Annotated in this window: 14 protein-coding genes and 1 other RNA gene; 5 read left to right on the top strand and 10 right to left on the bottom strand. The window is 65.9% G+C overall.

Translation table 11 applies throughout. The annotated features are described in order from the left end of the window. Window positions 1–39: 39 nt before the first annotated feature. From lapB to gyrA, 10 genes are all read right to left on the bottom strand, one after another. Entirely contained in the window at window positions 40–1209 is a 1170-nt protein-coding gene (gene lapB / locus LWW89_RS09095) for a lipopolysaccharide assembly protein LapB (RefSeq protein WP_293263670.1), read from the bottom strand. Window positions 1210–1215: 6 nt separating this feature from the next. After that, window positions 1216–1512, bottom strand: a complete 297-nt coding sequence (locus tag LWW89_RS09090; protein ID WP_293263669.1) for a LapA family protein — start codon at window positions 1510–1512, stop codon at window positions 1216–1218. A gap of 149 nt (window positions 1513–1661) precedes the next feature. Beyond that, the gene (locus tag LWW89_RS09085) at window positions 1662–1946 is read right to left on the bottom strand and encodes an integration host factor subunit beta (RefSeq protein ID WP_293263668.1); all 285 of its coding nucleotides are present in this window, start codon (window positions 1944–1946) and stop codon (window positions 1662–1664) included. A gap of 76 nt (window positions 1947–2022) precedes the next feature. Continuing rightward, entirely contained in the window at window positions 2023–3699 is a 1677-nt protein-coding gene (gene rpsA, locus LWW89_RS09080; RefSeq protein ID WP_365781385.1) for a 30S ribosomal protein S1, read from the bottom strand. Window positions 3700–3881: 182 nt separating this feature from the next. Further along, window positions 3882–5846, bottom strand: coding sequence for a bifunctional 3-phosphoshikimate 1-carboxyvinyltransferase/cytidylate kinase (locus tag LWW89_RS09075; RefSeq protein WP_293263666.1), 1965 nt, complete (start codon window positions 5844–5846; stop codon window positions 3882–3884). A 67-nt stretch (window positions 5847–5913) separates the two neighbouring features. Beyond that, window positions 5914–6780: a prephenate dehydrogenase/arogenate dehydrogenase family protein gene (locus tag LWW89_RS09070; RefSeq protein WP_293263665.1), complete on the bottom strand. Its 867-nt coding sequence runs from the start codon at window positions 6778–6780 to the stop codon at window positions 5914–5916. 98 nt (window positions 6781–6878) lie between these two features. Further along, entirely contained in the window at window positions 6879–7973 is a 1095-nt protein-coding gene (gene hisC / locus LWW89_RS09065) for a histidinol-phosphate transaminase (RefSeq protein WP_293263664.1), read from the bottom strand. 111 nt (window positions 7974–8084) lie between these two features. Further along, on the bottom strand, window positions 8085–9176 hold the full coding sequence (gene pheA, locus LWW89_RS09060) for a prephenate dehydratase (protein ID WP_293263663.1): 1092 nt from the start codon (window positions 9174–9176) through the stop codon (window positions 8085–8087). Between the two features lie 10 nt (window positions 9177–9186). Next, on the bottom strand, window positions 9187–10317 hold the full coding sequence (gene serC / locus LWW89_RS09055; protein ID WP_293263662.1) for a 3-phosphoserine/phosphohydroxythreonine transaminase: 1131 nt from the start codon (window positions 10315–10317) through the stop codon (window positions 9187–9189). Next, window positions 10314–12923 carry a DNA gyrase subunit A gene (gyrA, locus tag LWW89_RS09050; RefSeq protein ID WP_293263661.1) on the bottom strand — a complete coding sequence of 870 codons (2610 nt, stop codon included), beginning with the start codon at window positions 12921–12923 and terminating at the stop codon, window positions 10314–10316. Before gyrA ends, serC begins: the two co-directional genes overlap by 4 nt. A gap of 218 nt (window positions 12924–13141) precedes the next feature. On the opposite strand from gyrA, the gene LWW89_RS09045 reads away from it, so the two are divergent. From LWW89_RS09045 to ssrA, 5 genes are all read left to right on the top strand, one after another. Then, window positions 13142–14479, top strand: coding sequence for a TRZ/ATZ family hydrolase (locus LWW89_RS09045; RefSeq protein WP_293263660.1), 1338 nt, complete (start codon window positions 13142–13144; stop codon window positions 14477–14479). Between the two features lie 87 nt (window positions 14480–14566). Continuing rightward, window positions 14567–15241: an OmpA family protein gene (locus LWW89_RS09040; RefSeq protein WP_293263659.1), complete on the top strand. Its 675-nt coding sequence runs from the start codon at window positions 14567–14569 to the stop codon at window positions 15239–15241. 98 nt (window positions 15242–15339) lie between these two features. Further along, window positions 15340–16035: a bifunctional 2-polyprenyl-6-hydroxyphenol methylase/3-demethylubiquinol 3-O-methyltransferase UbiG gene (gene ubiG, locus LWW89_RS09035; RefSeq protein WP_293263658.1), complete on the top strand. Its 696-nt coding sequence runs from the start codon at window positions 15340–15342 to the stop codon at window positions 16033–16035. After that, window positions 16028–16699, top strand: a complete 672-nt coding sequence (locus LWW89_RS09030; protein WP_293263657.1) for an HAD-IA family hydrolase — start codon at window positions 16028–16030, stop codon at window positions 16697–16699. The genes ubiG and LWW89_RS09030 overlap by 8 nt, the downstream gene beginning before the upstream one ends. A 69-nt stretch (window positions 16700–16768) precedes the next feature. Beyond that, window positions 16769–17130: a transfer-messenger RNA gene (gene ssrA / locus LWW89_RS09025) on the top strand. The last annotated feature ends 509 nt before the right edge of the window (window positions 17131–17639 follow it).

Genomic DNA, 17639 nt, shown 5'->3' with positions numbered 1-17639 from the left:
CATCGCGCCCTCGGCCACAAAATCGCCCCGGCCGTATGCTCAGGCCGTGAAGTCCATGTCCTCGACCCGGCGCGGCGGGTAGGTTTCCCAGCCGCCGCAGGCGGGGCAGCGCCAGTAATGCTGGCGCGCCTTAAAGCCGCAGGCGGTGCAGCGGTTGCGCGCGTGGCGCCGGGTATGGGCAGACACCGCCGACTTCATCAGTTCGGCATCGGCCCGCTCTTGCCCGTCCAACTCCTGCAGGCGGGCCTCGAGGAAGCGGTCCAGGCCAAGCAGGGTCGGGTTGCGCTGCAGTTCGTCCCGGGCCAACAGGCGGGCCGCAGCCGCCCCTTCATGCTCGAAGACGAAGCGAAAGACGTAATCAAGCAAGTCGAGGCTGGGGTAGCGCTCCAGATAACCGCGCAGCAGGCGCAGCCCTTCCTCGACCCGGCCCTGGCGCCGGTAGGCCGCCATCAGGCGGGGCGCTGCCAGGGCCAGGTAGACCGGGTTCTGATTCTCAATGCGCTGCCACAGCGCGATGGCCGCACCATCGTCGCTGTCCCGAGCGCGCAGTTCGCCCACCGCCAGGGTGGCACGCACACACGCGCGGTCAAGGGAAAGGGCGGTTTCCAGGTGCTCCCGGGCGGAATCCCAGCGGGAATTAGCCATTTCCCGCTCGGCCAGTTCGCAGTGGTAGTGGGCCACTTCCTTCGGCGACGCCAGGCCGGGCATGTCGGCAGCGATCTGGATGGCCCGCTCCCAATCCTTTTCCAGTTGGAAGATTTCCAGCAGGGCGCGGCGTGCCTCGTCGTCCCGGGCCGTACCGCGCAAGCGGGTGAAGACTTCTTCGGCCCGGTCGAGCAGGCCGGCCTTCATGTAGTCCTGACCCAGTTCCGAGAGCGCCTGAAGCTGCACCTCGGCGGGCAGCCCCTCCCTGTCCGCCAGCCCCTGGTGCAGGCGGATGGCGCGCTCCAACTCGCCACGACGGCGGAACAGGCTGCCCAGGGCAAAGTGCAACTCGATGGTCTCGGGGGCGACCCGCACCACCTCGTTGAAGGCATCGATGGCCTTGTCCGGCTCCTCGTTGAGCAGGAAGTTGAGGCCCTTGAAATAGGAAGCGGGCAGGGAGCGGGATTCCCGTACCACCTGCTTGATGTCGACCCGGGCAGCCAACCAGCCCAGCCCGAAAAAGAGGGGAAAGAGCAGCAGCTGCCAGGTTTGGAATTCGGGCATGGGAGGTTACAGCTCCCGGGGAGGCATCACGGGAGCGGCGGCATCGGCGGCCGGGCCGGTGGAGCGGGCGATCTGGCGGCGCAACTGGCCGTTCTCGCGCTTCAGGCCGAACAGCACGCCCACCAGGGCCACCATGCCAATGACCACGCCGGCCACGAAGAATGCCAGCAGGAGCATGATCAGCGGGGCGTTCCAGGCGGTACCGAAGAAGAATTTCAGCTGCGCCGGCTCGGTATTCTTGATGGCAAAGCCGAGGAGCAGGATGAAGACGGCGAAGCGGAACAACCAGAGGGCGATACGCATGGATCAGGCCGCGCGGGTAGGGGTGATCAGGATAGCCACGGAGGCAGGACAACGACAAGCCCCGGCACGGGGAAATCCCCAGGGCGCCAGGCCGAAAAGAAACGGGCGGCGAAAGCTCGCCGCCCGGAATTTACCACAGGACGCAGGAATCAGCCGTCGAGATCGACCCGTTCCCGCAATTCCTTGCCGGCCTTGAAATGAGGCACCCACTTTTCGGGCACGCTCACCTTGTCCCCGGATTTGGGATTGCGTCCGACCCGGGGGGGCCGGTAATTCAGCGAAAAACTGCCGAAGCCACGGATTTCGATGCGATCGCCCCGGGACAGGGCCCCGGCCATGGCATCAAGGATCATTTTGACCGCGAAATCGGCATCCTTCGCCACCAGCTGCGGAAAACGCGCCGCAAGCCGGGCGATGAGCTCGGATTTGGTCATGGCGGAGTCATGAAGCAACATGGTATAGCCATGCCGACCCGGCAGCGCCTTGCGAGCGCTGCCGGATCAACCGGGATCAGCCTTGCTGGTTCAGCTTGGCCTTGAGCAGGGCACCCAGGTTGGTGGTGCCCGCGGCGCCGGAGCCTTCGGAAGCAATCTTCTGCAGGGCTTCGTGTTGCTCGGCGCTATCCTTGGCCTTGATGGAAAGGTTGATCTGACGGGACTTGCGATCCACGTTCACGATCATGGCTTCCAACTCTTCGCCCACCTTCAGCACGGAGGACAGGTCCTCGATACGGTCGCGGGAGAATTCGGAAACGCGCAGGTAGCCTTCCACCTCTTCGGACAGGGCAACCACGGCACCCTTGGCGTCCACGCTCTTCACGGTGCCCTTGACCACGGAGTTCTTCTCGTGGGTGGCGATGAAGGAGGTGAACGGGTCGCCTTCCAGCTGCTTGACGCCCAGGGAGATGCGCTCCTTCTCTACGTCGATGGCCAGCACCATGGCCTCCACCTCGTCGCCCTTCTTGAAGGAACGGATGGCGTCTTCGCCGGTGGTGGTCCAGGACAGGTCGGAGAGGTGCACCAGGCCGTCGATGCCACCGGGCAGGCCGATGAACACGCCGAAGTCGGTGATGGACTTGATGGCGCCCTTGACCTTGTCGCCCTTCTTGAAGTTGGCGGCGAACTCGTCCCAGGGGTTGGCCATGCACTGCTTCATGCCCAGGGAGATGCGGCGGCGGTCTTCGTCGATTTCGAGGATCATCACTTCGACCTCGTCGCCCAGCTGGACGACCTTGGTCGGGTGGATGTTCTTGTTGGTCCAGTCCATTTCGGAAACGTGCACCAGACCCTCGATACCGGATTCGATTTCCACGAACGCGCCGTAGTCGGTGATGTTGGTGACCTTGCCGAACAGGCGGGTACCGGAGGGGTAACGACGGGAGATGCCGACCCACGGATCTTCGCCCAGCTGCTTCAGGCCCAGGGAGACGCGGTTCTTCTCCTGGTCGAACTTGAGCACCTTGGCGGTGACTTCGTCACCCACGGTGAGCACTTCGGAGGGGTGACGGACGCGGCGCCAGGCCAGGTCGGTGATGTGCAGCAGGCCGTCGATGCCGCCCAGGTCCACGAACGCACCGTAGTCGGTGATGTTCTTGACGATACCCTTGACGACAGTACCTTCCTTGAGGGTTTCGAGCAGCTTCTGGCGCTCTTCGCCCATGGTCTCTTCGAGCACGGCACGGCGGGACAGCACCACGTTGTTGCGCTTGCGGTCCAGCTTGATGACCTTGAAGTCCAGGGTCTTGCCTTCGTACGGGGTGGTGTCCTTGACCGGACGCATGTCCACCAGGGAGCCCGGCAGGAAGGCGCGCACGCCGTTGACCATGACGGTCAGACCGCCCTTGACCTTGCCGGTGATGGTACCGGCCACCAGGGTGCCGTCGGCGAGGGCGGCGTCGAGCTTGTTCCAGGCAGCGATGCGCTTGGCGCGATCGCGGGACAGGCGGGTTTCACCGAAGCCGTCTTCGAGCTGCTCGATGGCCACCTGCACGAAATCGCCAGGGGCGACTTCCAGTTCGCCCTGGTCGTTGAGGAATTCGACGACAGGAACGTAGCTTTCGGACTTCAGTCCGGCGTTAACGACCACGAAGTTCTGGTCGACGCGCACCACTTCGGCGGTGATGACCTCGCCCTGACGCATTTCCTGGCGGGCAAGGCTCTCTTCGAAGAGCTGGGCAAAGCTTTCCATGGTGAGTTCAGACATGAGGAATTTCCAGTGTCACATACCGTGACGGGGTTGAAGTTGAAACACTGCCGCCACCGCGTCCCGACAATGGGAGGAGAAGTGCGGGGGCAGCCCCTGGGCACCCAGAAGACAAAGCCGACCGCTGAACGGTCGGCTCGGTACGGCGAGCACCTCGCGGATGCGTATTACTGCTGGGTCGTGCCGCCTGCGGCCTGATGCCAGGCCAGCACCTGGCCCACCGCTTGATCGATGGACAGGCCGGACGTTTCGAGCAATTGCGCATCCGCATTCTGCTGGAGCGGCGCCACGGCGCGCTGGCTGTCGCGCTCATCACGCGTGCGCAGCTCCTGCAAAATCTTATCAAGGCTAGCAGAGAAACCTTTTTCGATCAACTGCTTATAGCGCCGCTCCGCGCGCACCTCGGCGGTGGCGGTGAGAAACACCTTCAGATGGGCATCCGGAAAGACCACCGAACCCATGTCCCGGCCGTCCGAAACCAGGCCCGGAGCGGTACGGAAAGCCCGTTGGCGGAAGAGCAGCGCCTCGCGCACGGCGGGCAGCGCCGCCACGGCGGAAGCCCCGCCGGAGATGGCTTCGGCGCGGATGGCGTCGCTCACGTCCTCGCTACCCAGCCGCACCACGCCCTCGGCAAAGCTCACGTCCAAGGCGGCCGCCACGGCGGCCACGCCGGCTTCGTCGTCCCAGGCCACCCCGGCCCGCTGCGCCGCCAGGGCGGTGAGGCGGTAGAGGGCGCCGGAATCCAGGTAATCCCAGCCCAACGCCGCCGCCACCCGGGCGGCCACGGTGCCCTTGCCGGAGGCGGACGGCCCGTCGATGGCGATCACCGGCGCCGCCACGGCCACTTCGGCCAGGCGTTCGAAATAATCCGGGAAGGTCTTGGCGGTACAGCCCGGGTCCAGGATGCGCAGCGGCGTGGCGAAGGCGCCCAGGGAAAAGCACATGGCCATGCGGTGGTCGTCGTAGGTGCCGATGGCGGCCGGACGCAGGCGGGGCACCGGGGTGATGCGCAGGTAGTCGGCGCCCTCCTCCACCTCGGCGCCGAGCTTGCGCAGCTCGATGGCCATGGCGGCGATGCGGTCGGTTTCCTTGACCCGCCAGCTGGCGATGTTGGACAGGGTGGTGGTGCCGTCGGCGAAAAGGGCCACCACCGCCAGGGTCATGGCCGCGTCGGGGATATGGTTGCAGTCCATGTCCACCGCCAGGATGCGACCGCCCTCGGGGCGCCGCGCCTCGATCCAGTTGTCGCCCATGTCGATGCGGGCGCCCATCTTGGCCAGGGCCTCAGCGAAGGCCACGTCGCCCTGAACCGAATCCCTACCCACGCCTTCGACCCGCACCGGCCCGCCGCCGATCAGGCCGGCGGCGAGGAAGTAGGAGGCCGACGAGGCGTCGCCTTCCACGTAGATGATGCCCGGGCTGTGGTAGCGGGCGCCGGCGGCGACGGTGAAGCGGGACCAGCCCTCGCGCTGCACGGTGACGCCGAAGCGGGCCATGGCCGCCAGGGTGATCTCGATGTAGGGCTTGGAGATCAGCTCCCCTTCCACCACCACCGTCACCTGGCGGTCGAGCAGCGGCAGGGCCATCAGCAGGCCGGTGAGGAACTGGCTGGAAACGTCGCCTCGCACCGACACGGTGGCCACGTCGGAAATCACCGGCGGATGGATCGCCAGGGGCGGATAGCCCGGGTTTTCCAGGTAGTCGATGCGGGCGCCCAGCTGGCGCAGGGCATCCACCAGGTCGCCGATGGGCCGCTCGTGCATACGCGCCACCCCCTTCAGCACGTATTCGCCGCCGGCCAGGGCCAGGGCCGCGGTCAGGGGGCGGAAAGCGGTGCCGGCATTGCCCAGGAACAGTTCCAGGGCCTGATGGGGAAAGCCGGAGAAGGCCCCTTCGCCGCCGATGCCCTTGACCCGGTAGGCGTGGTGGCCGAGGCGGGTGACCAGCACCCCCAGGGCCTCCAGGGCTTCGAGCATGCGGGCCGTGTCGTCGGATTCGAGCAGGTCGCGCACCTCGGTCTCGCCGTCGGACAGGGCGGCCAGCAGCAGGATGCGATTGGAAAAACTCTTCGAGCCGGGCAGGCGCACGGTGCCGGAAGAGGACAGCAGTTGGGGCAGGTCGAGGAAGTCCATGGGTCCTGACAGATAAAGACGGAATTCGGTACGAAAACGAAGGATTGGGCAGCAGCCGAGCGGTCAATCAGACCAGCTTGCCCTCGGCCCAGGCGCGCCGCGCCGTGCGGGCCGAGTCGAAGGCCGCTTCCAGGGCGGCGCCGTCGCCGCTGGCCAGGGCCTCGCGCAACCCGGCGAGCTGGGCGGTGTAGCGGTCCAGCTCTTCGAGCAGGGCCGCCCGGTTGGCCAGGCAGATGTCGCGCCACATTTCCGGGTGGCTGGCGGCGATGCGGGTGAAGTCGCGGAAGCCCGAGGCGGCGAAGGTGAAGAACATATCTCGGTCGTCGCGCACCGCCAGATCGTGGACCAGGGCGAAGGACAACAGGTGCGGCAGGTGCGACACGGCGGCGAATACCCGGTCGTGGTCCGCCGGAGTCAACGTGTGCAGCACCGCGCCGCAGGCCGTCCAGGCATCCCGCACCCGGGCCACGGCGGCCGGCGGGTTCTCGGGCAGGGGGGTAACCACCACTTTGCGCTCCCGGTACAGGTCGGCCTTGGCCGCCGCCGGGCCGCTGTTTTCGGCCCCGGCAATCGGATGGGCGGGGACGAACTGGCCGATCCGGCCGCCGAAGGCGGCGTAGGCATTGGCCACCACGTCGTGCTTGGTGCTGCCCCCGTCGGTAACCACCGTATCGGGCCCCAGGTGGGGAGCCAGGGCCTGCATCAGGGTGCCCATGCCGCCCACGGGGGTGGCCAGCAGCACCAGGTCCGCATTCGGCGCCTCGGCGGCGATCGATTCGCCAATGCGGTCGATCAGACCGAGGCGCAAGGCCTCTTCCAGCCCGGCGCGGGTGCGACCGAAGCCCACCACCTCGCCCACCGCCCCGGCGGCCTTGAGGGCGGCGGCGAAGGAGCCGCCGATCAGGCCCACGCCGAAGACGAGGACTTTGTTCAAACGAAAGGAAGGAATCGGGTCGGTCATGGCCGGAAAAACGATGCGGAGTTCGGTGCGGGTTCGCGGTGAAATGGCGACGGCGTGTGAATGAACACGGCTTACAGGGCCTTTTCCAGGGCGGCGAGGAAGCGGGCATTCTCGGGCTCGGTGCCCACCGTCACCCGCAGCCACTCGGGCATGCCGTAGCTGGCGATGGGGCGCACGATCACCCCCTGGGCCAGCAGCCTGGCATTGACCGCCACGCCGTTGCCCACCTTGAAGGTGACGAAGTTGGCCTGGGACGGCAGGTGGCCGAGGCCGAGCCGCTTCAGGCCCATCACCAACTGCTCCATGCCCGCCCGGTTCATTGCGTAGCTCTCGGCAACGAAGCCGTGATCCTCCAGCGCCCCCAAGGCGGCCGCCTGGGCCAGGCTGTTCACGTTGAAGGGCTGGCGTACCCGGTTAATCAGGTCCACCACCTCGGCAGCGGCCAGGGCGTAGCCGATGCGCAGGCCGGCCATGCCGTAGATCTTGGAGAAGGTGCGGGAGACCAGCAGATTGGGGAATTGCCGCAACCAGCCCACCGTCTCGCCGCGCAATTCGGGGGGCAGGTACTCGTGGTAGGCCTCGTCCAGCACCACCAGCACGTCGGCCGGCACCCGAGCGAGGAAGGCATGGAGCGCTTCCGGCGGAATGTGGGTCCCGGTGGGGTTGTTGGGGTTGGCGACGAAGACGATGCGGGTATCGGCGCCGATGGCCGCCGCCATGGCGTCCAGGTCGTGACCGTAGTCCCGGGCCGGCACCTCGATGCACTCACCGCCGGCGGCCAGGGTGGCCAGGGGATAGACGGCGAAGGCATGGCGCGAGAAGACGGCGCTGCGGCCGGGGGCGAGGAACACCCGGGCCACCAGTTCAAGCAGGTCGTTGGAACCGTTGCCCAGTGCGATCTGGTCGACGCCGACGCCATGGCGCTCGGCCAGGGCCGCCTTGAGGGCGAAGCCGTTGCCGTCCGGGTAGCGCTCCAGGTCGCCCAGGGCGCGCTCCATGGCCGCCCGGGCCCGGGGGCTCATGCCCCTGGGATTCTCGTTGGAGGCAAGCTTGATGATGTGGCGCTCGTCCACACCCTGCTCCCGGGCCAGCTCGGCAATCGGCTTGCCCGGCTGGTACGGAGAGATGGCCCGCACGTAGGGCAGGGACTGGTCCACCAGAGCCATGAGAATCCTTTCGCTAGACGGGGAGCAGAAAGCGGCGCCGGAAGCGGAGCCCGCTTCACCAGAAGCTGTGGTCACGCCGCCAGGCGCGGACGCCGGCAAGACCGGTGCAGCTCAGTACACCGCCACCGGGTAGGAGCCGAGCAGCTTCAGGTAGCCGGCCCGAGCTTCGAGCTGACGCAGGGCGTGGGCGACGCCGGGGTCGTCGCGGTGGCCGTCCACGTCCACGTAGAACACGTACTCCCACAGGGCATGGCGCGCCGGGCGGGATTCCAGGCGGCTCATCGACACCCCGGCCTCGGAGAACGGCGAAAGCAGGTCCGCCAAGGCGCCGGAGCGGTTGGGGGTGGAGACGATCAGGGAGGTCTTGTCACGGCCCGACGCACCGGCATCGTGGCGACCGAGCACCAGGAAGCGGGTGGTGTTGTTCGGCTCATCCTCGATGTTGGCGGCCAGCTTGGGCAGCTGGTAGCGATCCGCCGCGGCTTCGCCGGCGATGGCCGCCGTGCCCGGCTCGGTGGCAGCCAGCTGGGCCGCCTGGGCGTTGCTGCCCACGGAAATGCGCGGCACCCCGGGCAGGTTGCGGTTGAGCCATTCGTGGCACTGGGCCAGGGACTGGGCGTGGGAGGCCACCTTGGTCACCGTGGACAGGTCGGCTTCCTTGCACAGCAAGTGCTGGTGGATACGCAGCACCACCTCGCCGCAGATCTTCAGCGAGGTGCCGAGCAGCAGGTCCAGGGTGCGGCCCACGGCGCCCTCGGTGGAATTTTCCACCGGCACCACGGCGTAGTCGGCGTGGCCTGCCTCCACGTCGCGGAACACGTCGTCGATGGACGACTGGGGCAGCAGCCGGGTGGCATGGCCGAAGTGCTTGACTGCGGCCTGTTCGGAGAAGGTGCCCAGGGGGCCGAGGAAGGCGATGCCCAGCGGCTGCTCCAGGGACAGGCAGGCCGACATCACTTCGCGGAAGAACCAGGTGACGCTCTCGTTGGAGAGGGGCCCCGGGTTGGTGTCCTGGATGCGGCGCAGCACCTGGGCCTCGCGCTCGGGCCGGTAGATGTGGCCGTCCTCGCCGTAGCGCCCCTTGATCTCGCCGACCTTCTGGGCGCACTTGGCGCGGCGGTTGAGCAGGTCGAGCAACTCGGCGTCGATGCTGTCGATTTCGCCGCGGACGGCGCCCAGCTCCTTCTGCAGATCGTCGTTCATGGCTGAGGCCTCAACCGCGGCGGGCCTGGAAGTCGGCCATGTAGGCCACCAGGGCCTGCACCGCCTCCACCGGGGTGGCGTTGTAGAGCGAGGCGCGCATGCCGCCCACCGACTTGTGGCCCTTCAGGCCGGCCAGACCGGCCGCCTTGGCGCCGGCCAGGAAGTCGGCGTCGAGGGCGGCGTCGGCCAGCACGAAGGGCACGTTCATGCGCGAGCGCACCGACTTTTCCACCGGGTTGCGATAGAAGCCGCCGCTGGCGTCGATGGCGGCGTAGAGCAGGCGGGCTTTTTCGGCGTTACGCGCCTCCATGGCCGCCACGCCGCCCAGGCCCTGCATCCATTGGAACACCAGGCCGGCGATGTAGATGGCGAACGTCGGCGGGGTGTTGAGCATGGAGCCGTTGTCGGCCATCACCTTGTAGTCCAGGACCGTCGGCAGGCTCGCCGGGGCGCGGCCGATCAGGTCGTCGCGCACGAGCACCAGGGTGATGCCCGAGGGGCCGATGTTCTTCTGCGCACCGGCGTAGATCAGGCCGTAGCGGCTCACGTCCATGGGGCGCGAGAGGATGTGGGACGACAGGTCGCCCACCACCGGCACGCCGGCCGGCACCGCGTTCAGCAGGGCGTCGTCGAACAGCTCGACGCCGTGGATGGTCTCGTTGGTGCAAAGGTGGAAGTAGGCGGCCTGGGCATCGAAGTCGATGTCGGCGGGCGCCGGCAGGGTGGTGAAGCCGCCGGCCTCGGTGCTGCCCGCCAGGCGGGCGCGGCCACCGGTCTGGGGAGCGACCTGCTGGGCTTCCTTGTAGGCCTTCTTCGACCAGGAGCCGGTCACCAGGTAGTCGGCGGAACGGCTGCCGAGCAGGTTGAGGGGAATCTGGGCGAACTGCTGGGTGGCGCCGCCTTGCAGGAAGAGCACCTTGTAGTTGGCGGGGATGCCCATCAGCGTGCGCAGATCGGCCTCGGTGCGCTCGATCACTGCGGTGAATTCCTTGCCGCGGTGGCTCATTTCCATGATGCCCATACCGGCGCCATGCCAGTTGAGCAGTTCGTCGCGCACCTGCTCCAGCACAGGCTGAGGCAGGGCCGCCGGGCCGGCGCTGAAGTTCCAGATGCGGCCGTAGGGTTGTTGCTGGATGGTCATTCTTCGCTCACCTCGCCGTCGGCGCCGGCATCTTCCTCATCGCCGTCGCCCGTGTTCAGACCTTCGGTTTCCACCACTTTTTCCAGGCCGGCCAGCTTTTCGCCCTCGTCCAAGGAGATCAGGGTGACGCCCTGGGTAGCGCGGCCCAACTCGCGGATTTCGGAGACCCGGGTGCGGATCAACACGCCGCCGGTGGTGATCAGCATCACTTCGTCGGACTCCACCACCAGCTTGGCACCGACCACGATGCCGTTGCGCTCGGACTGCTGGATGGCGATCACGCCCTGGGTGCCGCGGCCGGAGTGGCGGAACTCGGACAGGGCGGTGCGCTTGCCGTAGCCGTTTTCGGTGGCGATCAACACGGTCTGGGTTTCGTTCTCGGCCACCAGCAGGGAGATGACTCGCTGGCCTTCCTGGAGTTTCATGCCGCGCACGCCGCGGGCGTTGCGGCCCATGGGACGGACATCCTCTTCGTCGAACCACACCGCCTTGCCGCCGTCGGACACCAGCATGATGTCGTTCTGGCCATTGGTCAGCTCGGCGCCGATCAGATAGTCGCCCTCATCCAGGGCCACGGCGATGATGCCGGCCTTGCGCGGGTTGGAGAAGTCGGACAGGGGAGTCTTCTTGACGGTGCCCTGGACGGAGCACATGAAGATGTAGCGGTCCTCGGCAAATTCCTTCACCGGCAGGATGGCGTTGATCTTCTCGCCCTCTTCCATCGGGAACATGTTCACGATCGGCTTGCCGCGGCTGGTGCGGCTGCCCTGGGGCACTTCATAGACCTTGAGCCAGTACACCCGGCCCCGGTTGGAGAAGCACAGGATGTAGTCGTGAGTGTTGGCGACAAACAGGTGGTCGACGAAGTCGTCGTCCTTGATCGAGGCCGCCTGCTTGCCCCGGCCGCCGCGGCGCTGGGCACGGTAATCGGTGAGGGGCTGGGACTTGACGTAGCCGGTATGGGACAGGGTCACCACCATGTCCTGGGGCGTGATCAGGTCCTCGATGCCCAGATCCTGGGCGTAGGTGACGATCTCGGAGCGGCGCTTGTCCTTGGCCCCGTCGCCGAACTGGGCGCGGATGGCGGTCAGTTCCTCGACGATGATGGCGGTGATGCGCGCCGGCTTGGCCAGAATGTCGAGCAGATCGGCAATGGTTTCCATCACTTCCCGGTACTCGCCGACGATCTTGTCCTGCTCCAGGCCGGTCAGGCGCTGCAGGCGCAGCTCCAGGATGGCCTGGGCCTGGGCTTCAGACAGCCGGTAGCCCTGGTCGGACAGGCCGAATTCGGGGGACAGTCCTTCAGGGCGGGACGCGTCGGCCACCGAGCGGGCCAGCATCTCTTCCACCACCGGGCTGCGCCAGGTGCGCGCCAGCAGGGCACGGCGGGCATCCGCCGGGGTCGGCGCAGCTTTGATCAGGGCAATGATCTCGTCCACGTTGGACAGGGCCACTGCCAGGCCTTCGAGCACGTGGCCCCGTTCCCGGGCCTTGCGCAGTTCGAACACGGTGCGGCGGGTCACCACCTCGCGCCGGTGGGCGAGGAAGCACTCCAGCATCTGCTTCAGGTTGAGCAGGCGCGGCTGGCCGTCCACCAGGGCGACCATGTTCATGCCGAAGGTGTCCTGCAACTGGGTCTGCTTGTACAGGTTGTTGAGCACCACCTCGGGCATTTCGCCGCGCTTGAGCTCGATCACCACCCGCATGCCGGACTTGTCGGACTCGTCCTGGATGTGGGAGATGCCTTCGATCTTCTTGTCGTTGACCAGCTCGGCGATCTTTTCGAGCAGGGTCTTCTTGTTCACCTGGTAGGGCAGCTCGTCGACGATGATCGCCTGCTTGCCACCCTTTTCCAGATCCTCGACGTGGGTCTTGGCGCGCATCACCACCCGGCCGCGGCCGGTGTGGTAACCCTCGCGCACCCCGTTGATGCCGTAGATGATGCCGGCGGTGGGGAAGTCGGGGGCCGGGATGTACTCGATCAGGTCGTCGACCGTCAGCCCGGGGTTTTCCAGCAGGGCCAAGCAGCCGGCCACCACCTCGGACAGGTTGTGGGGCGGGATGTTGGTGGCCATGCCCACCGCGATGCCGGACGAGCCGTTGATCAGCAGGTTGGGAATCTTGGCCGGCAGGATCAGGGGTTCCTGCTCGGAACCGTCATAGTTGGGACCGAAGTCGACGGTTTCCTTGTCGATGTCGGCGAGCAGTTCGTGGCCGATGCGGGCCATGCGCACTTCGGTGTAACGCATGGCGGCGGCGTTGTCGCCGTCCACCGAGCCGAAGTTGCCCTGGCCGTCCACCAGCATGTAGCGCAGGGAAAAGTCCTGGGCCATGCGCACAATGGTGTCGTACACCGCGGTGTCGCCGTGGGGGTGGTACTTACCGATCACGTCGCCGACCACACGGGCGGACTTCTTGTAGGCCTTGTTCCAGTCGTTGCCCAGTTCGTGCATGGCGAACAGCACGCGGCGATGCACGGGCTTGAGGCCGTCCCGCACATCCGGCAGGGCCCGGCCCACGATCACGCTCATGGCGTAATCGAGGTAGGAGCGCCGCATCTCGTCTTCGAGACTGACCGGTAGGGTTTCCTTGGCGAATTGTTCCATGCGTTCGGTTCCCGCCCTGCACCGAGGGCATCGTGAGCAAATAAACGAAGAATTCTAGCATGGCGGCGCCCCCGACCACGGCGCCCCGCCCTAGTGCGCCCCGCGACCGACCGGCCGGGCAAGCGCCGCCGACCGGCGATTGGAGGTGCAAGGCGAATATGATAAATACGCAGTTCCGCCGCCCCGCCGGCCATTTACGCCTGCCCCCCACGATGCCCATGGCCGATCACCGCCTGCCAGACCCCGTTCCGATCGATACCCTGCTGCTGCCCCGCTGGCTGATTCCCGTCGAACCCGCCAACGTCGTGCTCGACGACCATGCCGTCGCCATCGAAAGCGGCAAAATCGTCGCCGTGCTGCCCCGAAGCGAGGCCTTGCAGCGCTACGCCCCGCGACAGACCCGGGAACTGCCGGATCACATCCTGATTCCCGGCCTGATCAACCTGCACACCCATGCCGCCATGGCCCTGCTCAAGGGCTACGCCGACGACCGCCCCTTGCAGGACTGGCTGCAACGCCACATCTGGCCGGCGGAAACCCGGCTCGTCTCACCGGACTTCGTCCGCGACGGCACCCTGCTGGCCTGCGCCGAAATGCTCCGGGGCGGCACCACCTGCTTCAACGACATGTACTTTTTTCCCCGGGAAGCAGCCCAGGCGTCGCTGCAGTTGGGGATGCGGGCCTCCATCGGCATGACTGTGATGGAATTTCCCAATGCCTACGCCCACGACGCCGAGGACTACCTGAACAAGGGCTTGGCCGTGCGCGACGAGTTGCGCGATGAGCCCCTGCTCTCCTTTACTCTGGCACCCCATGCGCCTTATACGGTCAACGACGCCACCTTCACGCGCATCCTGACCCTGGCGGAACAACTGGACGTCCCGATCCACCTGCACGTCCACGAAACGCACCAGGAAATCAGCGACAGCATGGCCCAGTACGGCCTGCGTCCCCTGGAACGGCTCGACCGGCTGGGCCTGGTCGGCCCGAACCTGATCGCCGTCCATGCGGTGCATCTCACGCCCGGGGAAATCGACCTGCTCGCCCGCCACGGCAGCTCCGTCGCCCACTGCCCGGCATCCAACCTCAAGCTCGGCAGCGGCCTCGCCCCCAGCGCAGCTCTCCTCGATGCGGGCGTCAATGTGGGCATCGGCACCGATGGCAGCGCCAGCAACAACAGGCTCGACATGCTCGGTGAAATGCGCCTGGCCGCCCTGCTCGCCAAGGGCACGACCGGCCGGGCCGATTGCTGGCCCGCCCACCAGGCCCTGCGCGCCGCCACCCTGGCCGGCGCCCGGGCCCTGGGCCTGGAGCGGGCGCTGGGCTCGATCGAAGCCGGCAAACACGCCGACCTGTGCGCCCTGGCCGTGACCAGCAGCGACCACCTGCCCTGCTTCGATCCCGCCTCCCATGTTGTTCATGTTTTAGGGCGGGAAAATGTCAGCCACGTCTGGGTTGGCGGCGAACTTTGTGTTGAAAACGGAGTCTTGAGAAACGCCAGCGATGATTCATTGCGGGTTATCGGGCAAGTATGGCAGAATAAAACTCAAGGTTAGGTCCGTGCGCACTCGCTCAGGTCAACAAACAGGACGGGACGCCCGAACCGACTCCCCGGCAGGTTTTTCGAAAAAAGAGGATCGATCATGAAGAAAATCGCGAAACACTCCTTGGTGGCGGTTCTGTTCGCTGGTCTGGGCTTTGCCGCCCAAGTCCAGGCTCAGGCTCCCGCCGCTGGCACCAGCGTTTATGCTATCGACGCCCGCGGCGTCGTCGCCCGTGACAACTTCGGCGACTGCTGGCGCACCGGCTACTGGTCCCCAGCTGCAGCCGCTCAGGACCCGAACGGCTGCACCTGCGACAAGGACATCCTGCCGAAGGAAGTCTGCGAGCCGAAGGCTGGCGCTGCCGCTACTCCCGCCGCTGCTGGCGTGAAGCCCGCCGCTGAGAAGATCACCCTCTCCGCTGACGCCCTGTTCGACTTCAACAAGGCCACCCTCCGTCCGGAAGGCAAGGCCAAGCTGGACGAGCTGGCCGAGAAGGTCAAGCAGATCAAGCTGGAAGTGATCATCGCCGTCGGCCACGCCGACCGCATCGGCACCGACGCCTACAACCAGAAGCTGTCCGAGAAGCGCGCCGCTTCCGTGAAGGAATACCTGGTCGGCAAGGGTGTTGAAGCCAACCGCGTGTACACCGAAGGCAAGGGCAAGAAGCAGCCCGTGACCGGTGACAAGTGCAAGGGCAGCAAGAAGACCAAGGCTCTCATCGAGTGCCTGCAGCCCGATCGCCGCGTTGAAATCGAAGTGATCGGCACCAAGTAATCGCTTGGCGGTCAAAAAAAGCCCTGCGCAAGCAGGGCTTTTTTATTTGTATCATCCCCGCTCCCGCTCTTTCCGTTGAAACTAACGAGTTTTTGACCATGAACGCCGATCCCGCCGAACTGCAGAAATTCAGCGACCTCGCCCACCGCTGGTGGGACCCGAACAGCGAGTTCAAGCCGCTGCACGACATCAACCCGCTGCGCCTTGACTGGATCGAACGGACCGCCGGCCTGGCCGGCAAGAAAGTGCTCGACGTCGGCTGTGGCGGCGGCCTGCTCTCCGAAGGCATGGCCGCACGTGGCGCCACGGTCACCGGCATCGACCTGTCGGAAAAAGCCCTGGGCGTTGCCCGCCTTCACCTGCTGGAAACCGGCCGCCAGGCGGAATACCGGCTGATTGCCGCCGAAGCCCTGGCCGACGAGCAACCCGGCGCATTCGACATCGTCACCTGCCTGGAAATGCTCGAGCACGTCCCGGACCCCGCCCAGACCATCGCCGCCTGCGCCCGACTGGTCAAACCCGGAGGCCAGGTGTTCTTCTCCACGCTCAACCGCAATCCCAAGAGCTACCTACTGGCCGTGCTCGGTGCCGAGTACGTTCTCAAAATGCTGCCCAAGGGCACCCACGACTACGCCAAGTTCATCCGCCCCTCCGAACTGGCCCGCTGGGCCCGGGCGAGCGATCTGGAGCCGGCCGAACTGATCGGCATGCGCTACAACCCACTCACCAAGCGCTACAGCCTGGGCACGGATACCGGAGTCAACTACTTGGTGCGGACCATCAAGAATGCCTGAAGCACGCCCCGGCCTTGTCCTCTTCGACCTGGACGGCACGCTCGCCGACACGGCGCCCGACCTGGGCGCCGCCGCCAACCGGCTGCGGATCGAGGACGGCCTGCCGCTGATCGATGACGAGACATTGCGCCCTTACACCTCCCAGGGCGCCCGGGGCCTGCTCTTCGCCGCCTACGGCATGACCGCCGAAGACCCGCGCTTCGAGCGTTACCGGGCCCGTTTCCTCACCCACTACGCTGCCGCCATCTGCCGCCGCACCCAACTGTTCGACGGCATCGCCGACCTGCTCGCCGCCCTGGAAGCCGTCGCCATCCCCTGGGGAGTGGTCACCAATAAGCACGCCCGCTTCACCCTCCCCCTCCTTGAAGCGCTGCAACTGGACCAGCGAGCTGTCTGCATCGTTTCCGGCGACACCACCCAGCGCCCCAAACCGGCCCCTGATCCGCTCCTGTTCGCCTGCACCCAGGTGGGCGCCCTGCCCGCCGCCACTTGGTATGTCGGCGACGACCTGCGCGACATCCTGGCCGGCAAGGCGGCTGGCATGGGCACCATAGCCGTCCGCTACGGCTACCTGGGCGACGGCGGCAATCCAGTCGAATGGGGGGCCGACCACCTGGTGGATCATCCGGACGAAATCGCCACCTTGTTCGGCTTGGCGTGCTAGACTATCCATTGGTTTTCATCTGCAAAACCGACCTGAAACGGCTGCATAGCATCGCAGCCAGCGTTTTCTGGGGGCGACCTGGCTTCGACGTGGGTTGCGAAGCAGAGCAGGGCATACCGAGGACCAGTGACCTCGTAAATCCATCTGGAAACAACTAAACGCCAACGACGAGCGTTTCGCTCTCGCCGCTTAACCCGGCGAGCTCTGCACCGGCACGCTGATGGGCCGGGCCCCGCAAGGGGCAGCAGAGTCATTCACATCAGATAAGGGTCGGCTCTGCCGCATGGCCGACCACGAAAACCTAGCGGATCGCCTGAAGCGAGCCTGTTCGGCCGGCGCGTCACGGCTAAAACCCAATAGACCGGACTAAGTATGTAGAACTGCCTGTAGAGGGCTTGCGGACGGGGGTTCGATCCCCCCCGCCTCCACCAAAATCTGTTCCAAAGCAGTCCAAAAATGTCACTGGGACCATAAGTTTGCCGAAAGGCAGGCTTATGCTTCCAATACAAGCCGGCAAAGATATGCTTCCTGGTAAGAGGAAGTTAAAGCCCGATCAGAAATGATCGGGCTTTTTTATTTCGAAGAGTCCGTTTCTCGGCCTTTGCTGTCATTGGCTGATCGCGTTGAATCGGGCAGCAACGCATCACATACCGGCCGTTCTGCAATGAGGGGGCGCGAAAGGCAGCTTCTCTGTCTAGAGAACGCGAACTACCGACCCCAAAACAGACCGTTGTGGCAATTCGCAAGGAGACCAGCTTCGCTGGGGCTGCTGTTGTTGTTCCACCCAGTAGGATCATCACTGATCACTATTGAAGGGGCTGTCCCCAGGCTGCTTGCCATTATTGTGTTGTACAAGGCTCAGTGTTCTGCATCAGGGTATTCTAGGCGACGTCCCCCCGTTTTCAGTAGCAGTGGGCTTTAGAATCCGAGGTTAATTTAC

The sequence above is a fragment of the Oryzomicrobium sp. genome, from assembly GCF_021287045.1.
Classification (GTDB): domain Bacteria; phylum Pseudomonadota; class Gammaproteobacteria; order Burkholderiales; family Rhodocyclaceae; genus Oryzomicrobium.
The sequence above is the reverse complement of the archived record's forward strand: the minus strand, read 5'-3'. Positions and strand labels throughout refer to the sequence as shown.

Coding starts and splice junctions, on each gene's coding strand:
- lapB (WP_293263670.1), bottom strand. CDS start 1,209: ATGCCCGAATTCCAAACCTGGCAGCTGCTGCTCTTTCCCCTCTTTTTC.
- LWW89_RS09090 (WP_293263669.1), bottom strand. CDS start 1,512: ATGCGTATCGCCCTCTGGTTGTTCCGCTTCGCCGTCTTCATCCTGCTC.
- LWW89_RS09085 (WP_293263668.1), bottom strand. CDS start 1,946: ATGACCAAATCCGAGCTCATCGCCCGGCTTGCGGCGCGTTTTCCGCAG.
- rpsA (WP_365781385.1), bottom strand. CDS start 3,699: ATGGAAAGCTTTGCCCAGCTCTTCGAAGAGAGCCTTGCCCGCCAGGAA.
- LWW89_RS09075 (WP_293263666.1), bottom strand. CDS start 5,846: ATGGACTTCCTCGACCTGCCCCAACTGCTGTCCTCTTCCGGCACCGTG.
- hisC (WP_293263664.1), bottom strand. CDS start 7,973: ATGGCTCTGGTGGACCAGTCCCTGCCCTACGTGCGGGCCATCTCTCCG.
- pheA (WP_293263663.1), bottom strand. CDS start 9,176: ATGAACGACGATCTGCAGAAGGAGCTGGGCGCCGTCCGCGGCGAAATC.
- serC (WP_293263662.1), bottom strand. CDS start 10,317: ATGACCATCCAGCAACAACCCTACGGCCGCATCTGGAACTTCAGCGCC.
- gyrA (WP_293263661.1), bottom strand. CDS start 12,923: ATGGAACAATTCGCCAAGGAAACCCTACCGGTCAGTCTCGAAGACGAG.
- LWW89_RS09045 (WP_293263660.1), top strand. CDS start 13,142: ATGGCCGATCACCGCCTGCCAGACCCCGTTCCGATCGATACCCTGCTG.
- LWW89_RS09040 (WP_293263659.1), top strand. CDS start 14,567: ATGAAGAAAATCGCGAAACACTCCTTGGTGGCGGTTCTGTTCGCTGGT.
- ubiG (WP_293263658.1), top strand. CDS start 15,340: ATGAACGCCGATCCCGCCGAACTGCAGAAATTCAGCGACCTCGCCCAC.
- LWW89_RS09030 (WP_293263657.1), top strand. CDS start 16,028: ATGCCTGAAGCACGCCCCGGCCTTGTCCTCTTCGACCTGGACGGCACG.